The sequence below is a fragment of the Mycobacterium sp. genome (assembly GCF_965229265.1).
Classification (GTDB): Bacteria; Actinomycetota; Actinomycetes; order Mycobacteriales; family Mycobacteriaceae; genus Mycobacterium.
The window spans coordinates 667,670-683,442 of sequence record NZ_CBDDIY010000011.1 but is presented as its reverse complement, the minus strand read 5'-3'; the positions used below and the strand labels follow the sequence as shown (position 1 = coordinate 683,442).

The 15,773-nt window shown below is 66.1% G+C and carries 18 protein-coding genes and 1 pseudogene; 7 read left to right on the top strand and 12 right to left on the bottom strand.

Features of this window, described 5'->3' with window-relative positions:
• Nucleotides 1-37: 37 nt before the first annotated feature.
• Both ADBZ9K_RS15775 and ADBZ9K_RS15770 read right to left on the bottom strand, forming a co-directional pair.
• The gene (locus ADBZ9K_RS15775; protein WP_526622011.1) at nt 38-1,540 is read right to left on the bottom strand and encodes a flavin-containing monooxygenase; all 1,503 of its coding nucleotides are present in this window, start codon (nt 1,538-1,540) and stop codon (nt 38-40) included.
• Between the two features lie 66 nt (nt 1,541-1,606).
• Nucleotides 1,607-2,344 (bottom strand): TetR/AcrR family transcriptional regulator, encoded by a 738-nt coding sequence (locus ADBZ9K_RS15770; protein ID WP_526622010.1) that lies wholly within the window; start codon nt 2,342-2,344, stop codon nt 1,607-1,609.
• 142 nt (nt 2,345-2,486) lie between these two features.
• Between ADBZ9K_RS15770 and ADBZ9K_RS15765 the strand changes: the two genes are divergently transcribed.
• Complete coding sequence (locus ADBZ9K_RS15765; RefSeq protein ID WP_526622009.1) at nt 2,487-3,665, top strand: NAD(P)/FAD-dependent oxidoreductase; 1,179 nt, start codon at nt 2,487-2,489, stop codon at nt 3,663-3,665.
• Nucleotides 3,666-3,675: 10 nt separating this feature from the next.
• On the top strand, nt 3,676-4,242 hold the full coding sequence (locus ADBZ9K_RS15760; RefSeq protein WP_526622007.1) for a hypothetical protein: 567 nt from the start codon (nt 3,676-3,678) through the stop codon (nt 4,240-4,242).
• Between the two features lies 1 nt (nt 4,243).
• Here ADBZ9K_RS15760 and ygiD read toward each other — a convergent pair whose 3' ends face one another.
• The 4 genes from ygiD to ADBZ9K_RS15740 all read right to left on the bottom strand — a co-directional run bounded on the left by ygiD (nt 4,244) and on the right by ADBZ9K_RS15740 (nt 6,703).
• Nucleotides 4,244-5,029, bottom strand: coding sequence for a 4,5-DOPA-extradiol-dioxygenase (gene ygiD, locus ADBZ9K_RS15755; RefSeq protein WP_526622695.1), 786 nt, complete (start codon nt 5,027-5,029; stop codon nt 4,244-4,246).
• Between the two features lie 306 nt (nt 5,030-5,335).
• On the bottom strand, nt 5,336-5,521 hold the full coding sequence (locus tag ADBZ9K_RS15750; protein ID WP_526622693.1) for a transketolase-like TK C-terminal-containing protein: 186 nt from the start codon (nt 5,519-5,521) through the stop codon (nt 5,336-5,338).
• Nucleotides 5,487-5,636, bottom strand: coding sequence for a hypothetical protein (locus ADBZ9K_RS15745; RefSeq protein ID WP_526622006.1), 150 nt, complete (start codon nt 5,634-5,636; stop codon nt 5,487-5,489). Before ADBZ9K_RS15745 ends, ADBZ9K_RS15750 begins: the two co-directional genes overlap by 35 nt.
• 122 nt (nt 5,637-5,758) lie before the next feature.
• Entirely contained in the window at nt 5,759-6,703 is a 945-nt protein-coding gene (locus ADBZ9K_RS15740; RefSeq protein WP_526622004.1) for an LLM class flavin-dependent oxidoreductase, read from the bottom strand.
• Between the two features lie 127 nt (nt 6,704-6,830).
• Between ADBZ9K_RS15740 and ADBZ9K_RS15735 the strand changes: the two genes are divergently transcribed.
• Nucleotides 6,831-7,262 carry a pyridoxamine 5'-phosphate oxidase family protein gene (locus tag ADBZ9K_RS15735; protein ID WP_526622002.1) on the top strand — a complete coding sequence of 144 codons (432 nt, stop codon included), beginning with the start codon at nt 6,831-6,833 and terminating at the stop codon, nt 7,260-7,262.
• 244 nt (nt 7,263-7,506) lie between these two features.
• On the opposite strand, the gene ADBZ9K_RS15730 is transcribed toward ADBZ9K_RS15735, so the two are convergent.
• The gene (locus ADBZ9K_RS15730) at nt 7,507-8,214 is read right to left on the bottom strand and encodes a LysR family substrate-binding domain-containing protein (RefSeq protein ID WP_526622000.1); all 708 of its coding nucleotides are present in this window, start codon (nt 8,212-8,214) and stop codon (nt 7,507-7,509) included.
• Between the two features lie 28 nt (nt 8,215-8,242).
• On the opposite strand from ADBZ9K_RS15730, the gene ADBZ9K_RS15725 reads away from it, so the two are divergent.
• Together ADBZ9K_RS15725 and ADBZ9K_RS15720 are read left to right on the top strand one after the other, a co-directional pair.
• Nucleotides 8,243-8,611 carry a DUF5997 family protein gene (locus ADBZ9K_RS15725; protein WP_526621999.1) on the top strand — a complete coding sequence of 123 codons (369 nt, stop codon included), beginning with the start codon at nt 8,243-8,245 and terminating at the stop codon, nt 8,609-8,611.
• 80 nt (nt 8,612-8,691) lie between these two features.
• On the top strand, nt 8,692-9,192 hold the full coding sequence (locus tag ADBZ9K_RS15720; RefSeq protein ID WP_526621997.1) for a hypothetical protein: 501 nt from the start codon (nt 8,692-8,694) through the stop codon (nt 9,190-9,192).
• A gap of 31 nt (nt 9,193-9,223) precedes the next feature.
• Here the strand turns inward: ADBZ9K_RS15720 and nrdE are convergent, their stop codons facing one another.
• From nrdE to ADBZ9K_RS15700, 4 genes are all read right to left on the bottom strand, one after another.
• Nucleotides 9,224-11,389: a class 1b ribonucleoside-diphosphate reductase subunit alpha gene (gene nrdE / locus ADBZ9K_RS15715; RefSeq protein WP_526621995.1), complete on the bottom strand. Its 2,166-nt coding sequence runs from the start codon at nt 11,387-11,389 to the stop codon at nt 9,224-9,226.
• Nucleotides 11,356-11,838 carry a class Ib ribonucleoside-diphosphate reductase assembly flavoprotein NrdI gene (gene nrdI / locus ADBZ9K_RS15710; RefSeq protein WP_526621993.1) on the bottom strand — a complete coding sequence of 161 codons (483 nt, stop codon included), beginning with the start codon at nt 11,836-11,838 and terminating at the stop codon, nt 11,356-11,358. Before nrdI ends, nrdE begins: the two co-directional genes overlap by 34 nt.
• A gap of 27 nt (nt 11,839-11,865) precedes the next feature.
• Nucleotides 11,866-12,105 (bottom strand): redoxin NrdH, encoded by a 240-nt coding sequence (locus ADBZ9K_RS15705; RefSeq protein WP_526621991.1) that lies wholly within the window; start codon nt 12,103-12,105, stop codon nt 11,866-11,868.
• Between the two features lie 477 nt (nt 12,106-12,582).
• On the bottom strand, nt 12,583-13,125 hold the full coding sequence (locus tag ADBZ9K_RS15700) for an NADPH-dependent FMN reductase (RefSeq protein WP_526621990.1): 543 nt from the start codon (nt 13,123-13,125) through the stop codon (nt 12,583-12,585).
• Nucleotides 13,126-13,211: 86 nt separating this feature from the next.
• Between ADBZ9K_RS15700 and ADBZ9K_RS15695 the strand changes: the two genes are divergently transcribed.
• Nucleotides 13,212-13,814, top strand: coding sequence for a TetR/AcrR family transcriptional regulator (locus tag ADBZ9K_RS15695; RefSeq protein WP_526621988.1), 603 nt, complete (start codon nt 13,212-13,214; stop codon nt 13,812-13,814).
• Nucleotides 13,811-14,827: pseudogene (locus ADBZ9K_RS15690) on the top strand (DNA polymerase IV); the annotation flags it as partial. The gene ADBZ9K_RS15695 and the pseudogene ADBZ9K_RS15690, both read left to right, overlap by 4 nt.
• A 73-nt stretch (nt 14,828-14,900) precedes the next feature.
• Here ADBZ9K_RS15690 and ADBZ9K_RS15685 read toward each other — a convergent pair.
• The gene (locus ADBZ9K_RS15685; RefSeq protein WP_526621986.1) at nt 14,901-15,770 is read right to left on the bottom strand and encodes an SDR family oxidoreductase; all 870 of its coding nucleotides are present in this window, start codon (nt 15,768-15,770) and stop codon (nt 14,901-14,903) included.
• Between the last annotated feature and the right edge of the window lie 3 nt (nt 15,771-15,773).

The window sequence follows — 15,773 nt, the reverse complement described above, 5'->3', positions numbered from 1 at the left end:
GGCGCGCGCCGTGAACCACCTCGGCGTGTCGGGCCGCTCACCCGGAGAAGGCGTACTCCGACCGCTTCAGTGCGCGGGTGGCCAGCCAGTACTGCCACGTCATGCCGCTCCACAGGGCACGGTTCTTGCCGTGCTCGTCGAGATACCAGCTGCTACAGCCGCCGGTACTCCACACCGTGCGCTCGAGCTGGTGCTGCAACTCGGCGTTGAACGCGTCCTGGGCTGGCCGGGTGGGCGCCAGGGCCTGTGCTCCCGCCTTGTCGACGGCGGCGATCGCCTGCCCGACGTAGCGGATCTGCGACTCGATCATGAACACCACCGAGTTGTGCCCCAAGCCGGTGTTCGGCCCGAGCAGGAAGAACAGGTTCGGCATGTCGGCGACGGCGATCCCGCGATGAGCCTGCACACCCTCCCGGTTCCACCGATCCACCAGGTCCTCGCCGCCCGGGCCTTTGATGTCGACGTAGGTGTAGGAGTCGGTGACGTGGAAACCGGTCGCGAACACGATGACGTCGGCCGCACGCTCCACACCATCGGCGGTGACGATGCCGGTCGGGGTGATGCGGGCGATCCGCTCGGTCACCAGCGTCGTCTTCGGGTCGACGACACCGCGGTAGTAGGTGTCGGAGTTGAGGATTCGCTTGCAGCCGGCCCGATAGTCCGGAGTCAGGCGGCGTCGCAAGTCACGGTCACGGACGTGGCGGCGGATGTTCCACGTGCCCAGCAGCTCACCGATCTTCAGCAAGGCCGGACGCCGGGTCGTGGCGAAGCCGACGGTTTCGTGCGCCCAGTAGATGCCGTCGCGCAGCAATGCCCGGGCGCCGGGGACGGTGGCGAACACCGCGCGCAAGCGGGCCGGGATCGCGTTGTTGGGCCGCGGCATCACCCACGCCGGAGTGCGCTGGTAGAGCTGCAGCTCGGCCACCTGGCCAACGATCTCGGGCACGATCTGGATCGCGCTGGCGCCGGTGCCGATGACGGCGACGCGCTTGCCGGAGATATCGACACCGTGGTCCCACTGCGCGGAGTGGAATGCCGCGCCGGTGAAGTCGTCGCGCCCTTCGAATTCGGGGATGGCCGGGATGTGTAGCGCACCGGCACCGGAGATGAGGAACTGCGCGATGTACTCGCGGCCGTCCTTGGTGAACACATGCCAGCGGGACTCGGCGTCGTCCCAGTGGGCGCGGTCGACGTGGGCACCGAAGTGGATATAGCGCCGCAGCCCGTATTTGTCGGTGACGCCCAACAGATAGTCGAGGATCTCCGGCTGGAAAGACCACATGTAGGTCCAGTCGGGTTTGGGTTCGAAGGAGAACGAGTACATGTGCGCCGGGATGTCGCAGGCGCAGCCGGGATAGCTGTTGTCGCGCCAGGTCCCGCCGATCTCGTCGGCCTTCTCCAGAATCAGGAAGTCGACCCCGCGGCGCTGCAGTTCGATGCCCATGCCAAGACCGGAGAACCCGGTCCCGATGACCAGGGCGCGGGTGCGCACCGGGGGTGCGGAGATATCGGCCTCGGTGGCGGATTCGACAAGGGTCATCCCACCAAAGTACCTAATACCGGCGGTATCGGGTGACGGGTCTTCCGGCCGCGAATCAGGGGCCGCTCAGCCCGCGGCCGCGCGCCGCGGCACCGCGTTGGATACCGGCCGGTCGGGATCGAGCTGGATGCCCAGCAGTTCAGCGGTGCCGTTGACGGTGCCGAGCATGATCGTGGTCAGGTGGTTGACGAACTCGTCGGTGGCCATCCGTCGCGGGCTGTCGGGGTTGGGGCCCAGCCACCAGTCGGTGGCCGCGGAGGCCGACCCGAAGGTGGCCGCGGCCGCCAGCTGCAGCGCGGCCGGGTCCAGCTCCATTTCACGCAGCTCGTTGTTGAACATCTCGGCCATCGCCATGGTGATCTCGCGGCCCTCGTTGAGCGCGCGCTGCGTGGATTCCGACTGCTCGGGGAATCGGCCCTGCAGCATGAACCTCAGCACGTTGGGGTGCTGCTCGACCAGGCTCACGTACTCGGCGACGCTGCGGCGGACGACCTCGCGGGTGGGGTCGGTGGCGAAGTCGAGGTTGGAGAAGATGGCGGCCCAGAGCATGTCGCGCAGCCGCTTGCCGATGGCCTGGAACAGGTCGGACTTGTCGGTGAAGTGCCGATAGATCTTCGGCTTGGCGGTGCCGGCTTCCTCGGCGATCTCGCGCAGGCTGACATCGGGGCCGCGCTTGTCGATGGCCCGGAAGGCGGCGTCGACGATTTCCGCGCGCACCTTCTTACGGTGCTCGCGCCAGCGTTCACTGCGGGCGTCGACCTTTGCGGGCTCGGCGCCGGATCGCGATCGGGGCACTCTGCGCACGTCAAGCACTGTACCTGCCCAGGTGCGCTGACCTGGGTCGCCTGCGCGGGATCACACTCATGTCACCGTCCGCGACTCGGAGCGGCGCGGCGTTCTCGGATAACATCGTTGGGATCCGACCATCGACGCGAGACGAGACGTAGTGACCGAGCGATTCGACCTGGTGGTAGCCGGCGGGGGGCCATCGGGATCCGCAGCAGCCTGGCAGGCTGCGCAGACCGGCGCGAAAGTGGTGGTCCTCGACAAGGCGGTCTTCCCGCGGGACAAGCCCTGCGGCGACGGCCTGACCGCACGCGCGGTCAGCTACCTGCAGAAGATGGGCCTGGCCCACGAGGTGTCCCAGTTCCACCGCATCAGCGGCGTGACGGTGTACAGCCCCTCGGAGTGGGAACTGTCGTTCCCGAAGCGCCCCGGCATGCCCGACCACGGTCACACGGCCAGCCGCACCGAACTGGACACCTTGCTGCTCAAGCACGCCGAGTCAGCCGGGGCGGTCGTGCGTCAGGGCTGTGAGGTCGCCGGCCCTGAGTTCGACGAGCGCGGCCGGGTGGTCGGGGTGGTGCTCAAGAGCGGCGAGAAGGTCTACGGCGACGCGGTCATCGCGGCCGACGGGGCCTACTCCCCGATCAAGCGGGCGCTCAAGATCGACTCGGACTACAACGGCTACTCGGCCATCGCCATCCGGTCGGAGATGCACGCCAACCGGCCGGACTCCGACCGCTTCGAGATCTACCTCAAGCTGCTGTTCCAGGGTGACCAGTTGCCGGGCTACGGCTGGATTTTCCCGATGGGCGGCGGCCGGTTCAACATCGGGCTTGGCTATGTCAACAGCTACAAGAATTGGCAGTCGATCAACGCCACCCATTTCTTCGGCGACTTCCTGAGCAGCCTGCCGCGCGAGTGGGAGCTGCCGTCGGTCGAGGAACTGAAGAAGAACAAGACGGTTCGAGCCTGGCGACTGCCGATGGGCTTCACCGCCTGGCCGCCGTGGCGTCCCGGGGTGCTGTTCACCGGCGACTCGCTGGGTGCCGGCAAGCCGGTGTCCGGCGCGGGTATCTCCAAAGCACTCGAATCCGGCCTCGCTGCCGGTGAGTGCGCGATGGCGGCACTGGAAAACGGTGGGCCCGACGACTTCACCAACTACCAGCTGCGGATGGAAGCGGCGTGGGGCCGCGAGTACAAGAGGGGACGCTTCTTCAACAAGCTCGCCGGCTATCCCAAGGTCTCCGAGACGGGACTGAAGTTGCTCGACAACCACACCTTCCGCGAATTCCTGCTCAGGTCGCTGTACAAGAAGCAGGAAAGCCCGCAGCACACCTAGGCCGCGGCTGATGCTCGCCGACGGCGCCCGGATCGGCGTCAAGGCGTCCCGACGGCTCGCCGCCATCGGCACGGTGCCGATGGCGCGTGGGCTCACCGAGGATGAACTGACCCGCATCGAGGACGAGTTCGGTTTCAAGTTCGCCGACGACCATCGATCATTTCTGGCCTCTGGTCTGCCGGTTGGTGATTCATGGCCCGACTGGCGGGACGCTGCGCGCCGGAGCCTGCAAATGCAGGTGCGGCTGCCCGTCGACGGAATTCTGTTCGCAGTCGAGTGGCGGGAGTTTTGGCCCGCCGCCTGGGGTGTCCGCCCGCCCCGGATGAAGGACGCACTGCGCAGCGCGAACTACCACTTGGCCCGGGCGCCGCAGCTGGTACCGGTGCAATCGAATCACTACCTTCCCGCTGGCGCAGGTAGTTCCGGCCACCCCGTGCTATCGGTGTATCAGTCCGACGTAAAGTGCTGCAGCAGTGACCTTTCCGCTTATATCGGGCGCGAGTTCGGACATCCCGATCCCGGCGCAGCGCAGCCGGCGACGTCGACGGTGCGGTTCTGGTCCGAGCTGATCGGCTAAGTCACTGCGTGGCGGTCTGGCCGAGCCCCACCGTGTACGACGTCATCGACAGTGAGCCGTACGCGCAGCCCTCGGTGAGCACTTCGACGGTGCCGCCGCCGGCGGCGGCCAGCCCGGCGAAGTACAGCATTGGGAGGAAGTGATCCGGGGTGGGCACCGCGGCGGCGTAGTCGGCGTGCTCACGCAGCCGGACGGCATCCGCGGGGTCGTTCAGTAGCTGCGCGCGCGCCTCGTCGTCGAAGCGCTGTGCCCAGCCGAATCCCTTGTCCGCCAGCGCCGGATCCATACCGGCCAGGTTGTGCACGACGTTGCCGCTGCCGAGGATGAGCACCCCGCGCTCACGCAGCGCCGCCAGCTTGGCGCCCAGCTCGAGGTGATACTCGAGGGACTGGTAGGCGTTGACGGACAGCTGCACCACCGGCACCGACGCATCCGGGAAGGCGTGCACCAACACCGACCACGTCCCGTGGTCGATGCCCCAGCTGTCGACGTCGGCACCCACCCAGGTCGGCTTGACCACCTCGGCGATCTCCCCGGCCAATTCCGGTAATCCCGGAGCCGGGTACTGGACTGCGAAAAGGTCGGCGGGAAAGCCGTAGAAGTCGTGGATGGTGCGCGGCATCGCCATCGCCGTCACGGCGGTGGCATTGATGTACCAGTGCGCGCTTACCACCAGGATGGCCCGCGGTTTCGGAACTGATTGACCGAATGCCTGCCACGCCGAGGTATGCCGGTTGAGTTCAAGGGCGTTCATCGGGCTGCCGTGCCCGATGAACGCCGCCGGCATCGCTGAGGTCATACCTCACGTTAGCCGCGGGGCGACATCACTTGCAGTCGTGGGTGTCACGCAAAGCAGGTTCTTCTCGTGCAAGGCCGACACCTATTGCTTGCCGCTAGCGCTGCTGCGGAGTGTGCCCATCGGCGCCTTGGAAGCGGCCTCGGGTGCCAGGCTCGGGACGAGCGCTGTCATCACGGCCTCACTGGAGGCGTACAGGGCGTGGCGGTAGGACGCTACGCGGGCGCTGACCGTTCATTTCGCGCGCATCGAAGGTCTGGTCTCGACAAGCGCTCCACGTAATTGCTCAGATGCCAATCAATTCTCGCACGGTGCGGGCAACGTTCTCAGCGGTGAAGCGAAATGCCGACTGAGATCCGGCCCCGGGCCGGAGGCGCCGAAGCCATCCATCGCGACGATTCGACCCGGAGGTCCCACGTGACGTTCCCACCCGAACCCGGTGGCCGCTTCAACGCTGACCCTGGCGGTCACGTGTGGCGGCATGCTCACCGATTCCGGCTTCCGAGAGCAGTTCCCGAGCGTCCAACGCCAGGACGATTTCGCTGCCGGAGGCGATGATCACCACATCTGGTGTCGTGTCTCCGGGTGGATCGGCCATCACGTACGCGCCGCGAGACAGCCCGCCTGACGTCGCAGAGGTTGTTCGACGCCGCACTCACCGAGATGGCAGACGCCTGACACTGCTCGAGGTCGAGGCGAAAGACCGGCCGAATCCAGCAGTCACGCCGAGGCGCGAATCAGCGGCATGACCTCGCGGGCGAAGCGCTGATAACTCCCGCCAGGGTCTGGGCCGCCAGCGACCAGGACGACGCAGTCGGCACCGGCTTGTGTCCAACGTTCAACCGCGCGTGCACAATCGGTAGGTGTGCCCGTGGCGGCCATCGCATGTAGGGCAGTGTCGGTGAGTTCTGCCCTGCCGTCGACACCAAGCCCGGCAATCTCGGTCATCCGCGGATAGATGCCCAGCTCGAGGATTGGCAGGATCTTGGTCCGGGTCTGAGCGAGTGCGGCGGCAGGGTCGTCGGCTACGTTGAGCATGGCGAACACGACGGTGGCCCCGTCGGAGTTCATTGTCGACCTGGACCAGCGCACGGCCTCGGGCGTACAGACTTCGGGCAACACGACGCCGTCACCGCATCGGCCGGCCATCTGGAGTCCCCTGGGTCCGGTGGTACCGAGCAAAATCGGCGGAACGACCGCCGGAGGAAAGCCCAGTCGCACGTCGTCGAGTCGGACGTGCCTGCCCTCAACCGACACCGTGTCGCCGCGGAGTAACCGGCGCAGAGCGACGGTGGTTTCCTCCAACACCGCGTGCGGCGTACCCGATCGTGCGCCGATCTGCTCCATCCAGGCTGAGACACCGTGCCCGATCGCAATCGAAAGCCGTCCCGGGGCAAGTCGCGCGAGAGCGGCCACCTCCATGGCGAGGGTGGAGACGTTTCGGGTTCCGGCCGGTATCAGCCCCACTCCCACGCAGAGTCGCTGTGTGCACGCGAGAGCGGTCGCCGCCATCACCAGGCCACCGGCCCACGGCAGATCCTCACTGAACCAGAGCTCGTCGTAGCCGAGTTCTTCGATCCACCGGGCAAACTCGGGCAGCTCCTCGGCTGGCCAATCCGGCTCGAAACGCGCGCCGATGCGGCACGACGACTGTATCGGGGTCATCTGCTGCTTTCGGTCGGTGAAGCTCGTCCTACAACAACTGCCAGCACGTCCTAGCAATGGTCACTGCCGGACCGGTGCACGGCGGTCGTCGGAATAACCTGAGTGACATCGTGAGTTCGCTCCTGAGGTGAAGCCCTTCTCTTCAGACGACCGTGAGCAGTTCCTGGCCGCCAAGCACGTGGCGGTGCTGTCCGTTGCGGACCCCACTGGGCAGCGACCGCCGGCGAGTGCACCGATTTGGTATGACTACCATCCGGGCGGATTGATCCGAGTCAATACCGGGGCGCACTCGCGCAAGTCCCGGCTCATCGAGCAGGCCGGTGCGGTGACCCTGGTGGTGCAGCGCGAGGAGTTGCCGTACCAGTATGTCGTGGTGGAGGGCACCGTGGTGGACACCATCATCCCGTCACCGCGCGATGCGCGCGAGGAGATCGCGGTGCGGTATCTGGGGCCCGAGGCAGGTCCCGCCTTCGTGGACTCCCTGGAAGAACAAGACAGCGTGTTGTTCCACATCAGACCTGATCGCTGGATCACCGCGGACTTCTCCGGCGAACTCTAGGGCCGAAACCTGCACGACATCGCGACTGCTGCAGCGCCGATATCGCATAGAGGTCTCGCGCGGCAACAGAAGGACCTCCAGCACGATGTCGTGCAGCACTCCCCCGATGGCTGTCGTCGCTTCGACGAGGCAGGCGGTCAGGGCAGGGGCGTGCGGGCGGTCAGGGCTCGACTATCCGCAAGGATGTGCCGTTACGGCTGGCGCCGCTTTTTCGGAGATGCGTGACATCGCACGACGGGTTGTCTCAGCGCCTCCCCCGATCGCCCGGCTTGCGGGCGACCTTGCCTGCGGCGGCACGGGCGGCCTGCTTGGCGAGCGTCTTTTCCCGTGCGGTGCGTTTGGGCGCCGGCTGGGTCTGGCCGCGCGATGAACTGGGTTTGCGTCCCCGCACGATGCCGATGAACTCCTCGACCAGGGGCGACTGCTGCCCTCCGGGGACAGCGAGCGCCACCGGGCAGGTGGGCGCGTCGGTGATCGGACGGTAGGTGAGGTCCTTGCGGTGATACAGCCGAGCCAGCGACTGCGGAACGATGAGCGCGCCCATCCCCGCCGCAACGAGTTCTGTTGCGTCCTTGGTGCTCTCAGGCCGGTGATCGACCGGGATGCCGGGAGCGTCCGCCCAGGCGACGACGTCGTCGAGCGGCAGCAGGGTCGGTTCGCCCGCAAGGTCGGCGCGGCTCACCTCGTCGGCGGCGCACAGCAGGTGATCGGTGGGCACCAGGACCACCGTGGTCTCGTCGTAGAGCGAGATGAGGGCCAACCCCGACGTATCCGACGACGGCCGGAGCAACGCCACGTCGACGGTGCCGGCCCGCACGGCGTCGGCCGCGTCAGCTGCGGGCAGCGCGTGCAACGGCAGCGGGACATCGGGATGGCGCTGCGCCCAGGTCCGAGCCCACTTCGCCGGTGTCACGCCGGGGACGTAGCCGACGGTGAGGCAGAGCTCGGTCACCGCCTCAGGCTACCGATACGCTGTTGGCATGAGCAGGCCGAACGCGCAGTCCATGAAGCCCGCCACGGCGGCCAAGAAGTTGGACGTGTACCTGCCCGCGACGCCTGCGGAGTTCCAGGCGAACGCGATCACCCGCGACGAGCTTGCCGCCCTGCTGGAGGACCCGCCGCAGTGGCTCAAAGACCTGCGCAAGAACGGGCCGCACCCGAAGAATCTGGTGGCAGCCAAGCTGGGCGTCTCGATCTCGGGTCTCACGCGCGGCGGCGTCACCGAAGCGTTGACCACCGAGCAGATCAACCAGCTGCTCGAGGAGAAGCCCGAGTGGCTGATCGCCGAGCGCGAGAGCTACCAGGCGGTGCTGAGCGAGGAACGGCGGCTGAAGGCTCGAAGCCGTTGATTCAGAACTAAGAGCGAATATTTAGCCTTCAATCTCGCTCCCAGTTCTGACTCGATGCGACGAGCCGTACCCTGCCCCCTATGACCTATCTCCCCAAATGGGTACGTGAGCATCGGATCGCAGTGGCCACCGCCGGCTATGTGGCCTACTCCGCGGTGATGCTGCGGTTGGATCGTCAGATGCAGGCCACCGGCGGACCCGGCATCATCCCGTTCGAACTGGCAGGCTCAGCCGCCAAGGCCGAGGACATCATGGCCCGGTGGGGTGAGGGCGGCATGCGCGCGGCCCGCAGGTCGATGTGGCTCGACTTCGGCTACATGACGAGCTACGGAATCGTGATGGCATTGCTCATCGACCGTAGGCGGCGACGCCGGGGTCATCCGGTCTGGCTATCGGCCCTGACCGCGGGTGCGGTCGCGGGCGACGCGATCGAGGGCGTCGCGCTCCTGCGCGTGCTCGACCGGCGGGATATCGCAACGAACGCTCGCATCGCACAGGTCGCTGCCTCGGTCAAGTTCGCCATCATCGCAGTAGCCCTCGGGTACGCCATCTACCCCGGAAAGAACACAGGCCAGGGATAATTCCCTGGCCTGTGTTCTGTTGGCGCTCAGCTCACAGCATGCAGCTGACGCAACCCTCCACCTCAGTGCCCTCCAGCGCCATCTGGCGGAGCCGGATGTAGTACAGCGTCTTAATTCCCTTGCGCCAGGCGTAGATCTGCGCCTTGTTAACGTCGCGGGTGGTGGCGGTGTCCTTGAAGAACAGCGTCAGACTCAGGCCCTGGTCCACGTGCTGGGTGGCCGCGGCATAGGTGTCGATGATCTTCTCGTAGCCGATCTCGTACGCGTCTTGGTAGTACTCAAGGTTGTCGTTCGTCAGGTACGGCGCCGGGTAGTAGACGCGGCCGATCTTGCCTTCCTTGCGGATCTCGATCTTGCTCGCCACCGGGTGGATGGAGCTGGTCGAGTGGTTGATGTAGGAGATCGATCCGGTCGGCGGAACAGCCTGCAGGTTCTGGTTGTAGATGCCGTTGGTCTGCACCGATTCCTTGAGCCGCCGCCAATCCTCCTGCGTTGGAATGCGAATGCCCGCCTCGGCGAACAGCTGGCGCACCTTGTCGGTTGCCGGCTCCCACACCTGCTCGGTGTACTTGTCGAAGAACTCCCCGCTGGCGTACTTCGACTTCTCGAAGCCCTTGAACGTCGTCCCGCGCTCGATGGCGATCTTGTTCGACGCCCGCAGCGCGTGGTAGAGCACCGTGTAGAAGTACATGTTGGTGAAGTCGATACCCTCGTCGGATCCGTAGTAGACCCGTTCCCGCGCCAGGTATCCGTGCAGGTTCATCTGCCCGAGGCCGATGGCGTGCGCGTCGTGGTTGCCCTGCTCGATGGAGGGCACCGAGGTGATGTTGGTCTGGTCACTGACCGCGGTCAGCGCCCGGATCGCCACCTCGATGGTCTGGCCGAAGTCCGGCGAATCCATCGCCTTGGCGATGTTCAGCGAGCCGAGGTTGCAGGAGATGTCCTTGCCCACTTTGGAATACGACAGGTCGTCGTTGAACTCCGACGGCGTGGAGACCTGCAGGATCTCCGAGCACAGGTTCGAGTGCGTGATCTTGCCCTCGATCGGGTTGGCCCGGTTCACCGTGTCCTCGTACATGATGTACGGGTAGCCGGACTCGAACTGCAGCTCGGCCAGCGTCTGGAAGAACTCGCGCGCCTTGATCTTGGTCTTGCGGATCCGGGCGTCGTCGACCATCTCGTAGTACTTCTCGGTGACCGAGATGTCGGCGAACGGCACCCCGTAGACGCGCTCGACGTCGTAGGGCGAGAACAGGTACATGTCCTCGTTCTTGCGAGCCAGTTCGAAGGTGATGTCGGGGATCACCACACCCAGCGAGAGCGTCTTGATCCGGATCTTCTCGTCGGCGTTCTCCCGCTTGGTGTCCAGGAAGCGGTAGATGTCGGGGTGGTGGGCGTGCAGGTAGACCGCACCGGCACCTTGGCGTGCGCCGAGCTGGTTGGCGTAGGAGAACGAGTCCTCCAGCAGCTTCATGATCGGGATGACACCCGAGCTCTGATTCTCGATGTTCTTGATCGGCGCGCCGTGCTCACGAATGTTGGTCAGCAGCAACGCAACTCCGCCACCGCGCTTGGACAGCTGCAGCGCGGAGTTGATCGAGCGACCGATCGACTCCATGTTGTCCTCGATGCGCAGCAGGAAGCAGCTGACCGGCTCGCCGCGCTGCTTCTTGCCGGAGTTGAGGAACGTCGGGGTGGCCGGCTGGAACCGGCCGTCGATGATCTCGTCGACCAGCTTCTCGGCCAGCGTGGTGTCGCCGGCGGCCAGGGTGAGCGCCACCATCACCACGCGGTCCTCGAACCGCTCCAGGTAGCGCTTCCCGTCAAAGGTCTTCAGCGTGTACGACGTGTAGTACTTGAACGCGCCGAGGAAGGTCGGGAACCGGAACTTCTTGGCGTAGGCGCGATCCAGCAGCGACTTGACGAAGTTGCGGGCGTACTGGTCGAGAACCTCACGCTCGTAGTAGTTCTCACGAACCAGATAGTCGAGCTTCTCGTCCTGGTTGTGGAAGAACACGGTGTTCTGGTTGACGTGTTCCAAGAAGTACTGGCGCGCGGCCAGGACGTCCTTGTCGAACTGAATCTTGCCGTTCGCGTCGTACAGATTCAGCATCGCGTTGAGGGCGTGGTAGTCGGTCTCCCCCGGCAACGCGTGCGTCGACGCTACAGGCTCTGCAGCTGTGACCGTTGGTGGCACGTGTCCTTGTCCTTCCAGAATTCGGTGAGTTCCGCACGAACGGCTTCCACGTCCTCGGCGGTCCCCATCATTTCGAAGCGATACAGAAACGGCACCTGACATTTGTGGGAGACCAGCGCCCCCGCAAAGCAATACTCGGCACCGAATTGGGTGTTGCCGGCTCCGATCACGCCACGGATCAAAGACCGGTTGTGTGGGTTGTTCAAGAAGGCGATGACCTGCTTAGGCACATACCCCTTGGCGTCGTAGGTCGGGCTGTCGCCCCTGCCCCTGCCGTAGGTCGGCAGCAGCAGCACGTAGGGCTCGTGAACCTCGATCCGGTCATGCAGCGGAATCCGGATAGCGGGCAGGCCTAGCCTCTGCACGAAGCGGTGGGTGTTCTCCGAAACGCTGGAGAAGTACACCAGCCGCCCCGGGCGGCCGAGGCTCGGGCTGCCATCCGGATTCATCACACTCCCCAGTGGCGCCCGGGCCCGCTAGGCGCTCAGCGCGGCGCCGGCGAGGGCCTTGATGCGATCAGGCCGGAAGCCGGACCAGTGGTCGCCGCCGGCAACCACGACCGGCGCCTGCAGGTACCCCATCGCCATCACGTAGTCGCGGGCATCGGCGTCCTCGCTGATATCGACGACGTCGTAGGTGAGGCCCTGCTTGTCCAGGGCCTTGTAGGTCATGTTGCACTGCACGCAGGCGGGCTTGGTGTAGACGGTGATGGTCATCTGCGGTGTGGCTCCTCAGCGAAACATGGAGATGGACTCAGGTCGGTCACAGGACAGGCTGTGCGCAGGCACTCACAAACTTTCAGCGAGCTTTCGGACGTCGAAATTCCTGCCCAGCGAAGCCGCTCGAACCGGCATCTCAGCTCCGATTCGGGCGCTCCGGCGGACCTGTGACTCTCGGGTCTGTCGGCGTCTCAGACACTACACCTAGTGGCCGACAGCGAGAAGAGCTACAACATGTTCTGAATAACATTTCTGAAATTCCCTGGTCGTAACCACCTAACCGGCTCCGGATCCGGCGTGTCGCATCTCACAACACGCCGGACACCGATACCAGGCTCAGGTCTATCACCGGGCACCGACAATCGACGCCGCGACCGCACCCTCAGAGCCAGGACAGCGCGCCCGCCGCACCCAACGACAGTGCGGCCCGCGCGCTCGAGCACGCGGGCCGCACTGTCGAATGCCTGACCGCGATCAGCCCACCTCGGCGGCGAGCTTGCCGACCACGTCGCGCACCGCGGCGGCCACCTCGGCATTCTCGCGGGGATGCTTGCCGTCGAGCGCAGTCGCCGGCAATGACAGCTTCACGCTCTCCACGACGCGCGGACCGGCGATCCCAAACGACTTGCGGGTCTCGTCGTGCGCCCACACCCCGCCGTACTGGCCCAGCGCCGACCCGATGACCGCCAGCGGCTTGTCTTTGAGCGCACCGTTGCCGTAAGGCCGCGACAACCAGTCGATGGCGTTCTTCAGCACACCGGGAATGCTGCCGTTGTATTCAGGAGTGACCACCAGCGCCGCGTCAGCCTCAGCGGCCGCGGCACGCAGCGCGGCCACCGCGGGGTGCGCGTCCTCGGTGTCGATGTCCTCGTTGTAGTGCGGCAGGTCGCCCAAACCCTCGTACAGGGCCACGGCGACGCCCTCGGGAGCCGATTCCGCCGCAACCTCAGCGAGTTGGCGGTTCACCGATGCGGCCCGAAGGCTCCCCACCAGAACAAGCACGTTGACATCTGTCATGTCTGCAATCCTTCCGTCGTCCCGATCCTCGCACGACACAACCGGACCATGGTCCGGTTTATTTCCCGCTGAGCTAAAATGTCGGAGTGAGCGCCATCGGCCGAGCCAAAGAACTGCCGGTCTCCGCGCCGCAGGAACGTGGCGACGCCGCCCGTAACCGGCTGCTGCTGCTCGACGCCGCCCGCACCCTGATCGCCGAGCGGGGCGCCGACGCCGTCTCGATGGACGATATCGCCGCCGCTGCGGGCGTGGGCAAGGGCACCGTGTTCCGCCGCTTCGGCAGCCGGGCCGGGCTGATGATGGCGCTGCTCGACGAGGATGAGCACGCCATCCAACAGGCGTTTCTGTTCGGGCCCCCGCCACTGGGTCCCGACGCCCCGCCGCTGGATCGCCTGGTGGCCTTCGGACGCGAGCGACTGCGGTTCGTCCAGACCCACCGCACCCTGCTCTCCGAGACCAACCGTGACCCCGAAACCCGCTACAGCGCCCCATTCGCGGTCCAGCACACCCACATTCGGGTCCTGCTGGCCGCCGCGGGAACTACCGGCGATCTCGACGCCCAAGCCGATGCACTACTGGCCCTTCTCGACGCCGACTACGTCACCCACCAACTCCTCGATCGCGGCCAGACCCTGGACAGCCTCGGTGACGCCTGGGAAGGTGTCGCCCGCAAGCTGTGCGGGAAGTGAGCACCGCCGAGCCCCGCGACTGGGTCCTCCATGTGGACCTCGACCAGTTCCTGGCCTCGGTCGAGCTGCGCCGCCATCCCGAACTGGTGGGACTGCCGGTCATCGTCGGCGGCAGCGGCGATCCCACCGAGGCCCGCAAGGTGGTGACCTGCGCGTCGTATGAAGCCCGTGGTTACGGCGTGCACGCCGGAATGCCGTTGCGCAGCGCGGCACGCCGGTGTCCGGAGGCGACGTTTCTGCCCTCCGACCCGGCCGCCTACGACGAGGCCTCCGATCAGGTGATGGGACTACTGCGCGATCTGGGTCATCCCGTCGAAGTCTGGGGCTGGGACGAGGCCTACATCGGGGCCAGGGTCGCCGATCCGGTGGAGCTGGCCGAGCGGATCCGCACGGTCATCGCCGCCGAGACCGGGCTGGTCTGCTCGGTGGGGATAAGCGACAACAAGCAGCGAGCCAAAGTCGCGACCGGATTCGCCAAGCCCGATGGCGTGTACCAACTCACCGACGCCAACTGGATGGATGTCATGGGCGCGCGGCCGGTCGACGCGCTGTGGAGCGTGGGGCCGAAGACCGCGAAAAAGCTTGGTGGCCTTGGCATCACCACCGTGTGGGAGCTGGCGCACACCGATGCCGAACGCCTCACCGCCGCATTCGGGCCCCGCACCGGGTTGTGGTTGTTGTTGCTGGCCAAGGGCGGCGGGGACTCGACGGTCAGCGCCGAACCGTGGATTCCCCGCTCACGCAGCCACGTAACGACATTTCCCCACGACCTGACCGAGCGCGCCGACATGGATGCCGCCGTCGTCGACCTGGCCCGTCAGGCGCTGGCCGATGTGGTGGCCCAGCAGCGGGTGGTCACCCGAGTGGCGGTCACGGTGCGCACCAACACCTTCTACACCCGCACCAAGATCCGCAAGCTGGAACGGCCAAGTACCGACGCCGACGTCATCACGGCCGCGGCACTGCGGGTGCTGGATCTATTCGAGCTCGACCGCCCGGTCCGCCTGCTGGGTGGGTGTGCGCCTGGAATTACTGTGATTTCGGCGCGCTTTCCGTCGCGTAGCGAACGAAACCGCGCCGAAACCGCTATTTCGGCGGCAGGAAGTTCGCCCCGCGCGGTCGCAACGCCCGGGTGAAGAACACGTTCACTCGGGTCATCGCCACACTGTAGGGCCACCACGCCAGCCGCTTGAAGGCATAGAAGGCCCGGATGTCGGCCGAGGTGTAGATCAGGTAGCGGTTCTTGGCGACCCCGGCCAGGATCTTGTCGGCAACCGTCTCGGCGGTCACCGCATGGCCACTGAACAATCTGACCCACCGCTGCACCTTCGGGTGCTCGCGGTCCACGCCGGCGATGTGCACGGTGTCCACCAACGGGGTGTTGACGGCGCCGGGGACCACCACCGACACTCCGATGCGGTGGCGGGCCAGGTCAAAACGCAGTACCTCCGAGAGTCCCCGCAGCCCAAACTTGCTGGCGCTGTAAGCCGCATGCCAGGGCAGGGCCACCAGGCCCGCCGCCGAGGAGACGTTGACCAGGTGCCCGCCGCGGCCGGCAGCCATCATCGGCGGAAGGAGCGTCTCGATGACGTGGATGGGCCCCATCAAGTTGACGTCGACCATCGACCGCCAGTGCTGGTGGGTCAACTGCTCGACGGTGCCCCATGCCGATATGCCGGCAACGTTCATCACGATGTCCATCGCGCCGTGACGGGTGTGGATGTCGGCGGCGAACTGCGCGACCTCGTGGTAGTCGGCGATGTCGAGGGCCCGATGCTGCGGCACGTCGGCGCCCAGAGCCCGCGCGTCGGCCACGGTCTGGGCCAGGCCGTCGGCGTTGATGTCGGTCAGATACAACTCCGCGCCCGCGCGCGCCAGCCGGAGGGCGGTAGCCCGGCCGATGCCACTGGCCGCGCCGGTGATGAACACCCGCTTGCCCGCGTAGTTGTCGACCATGGA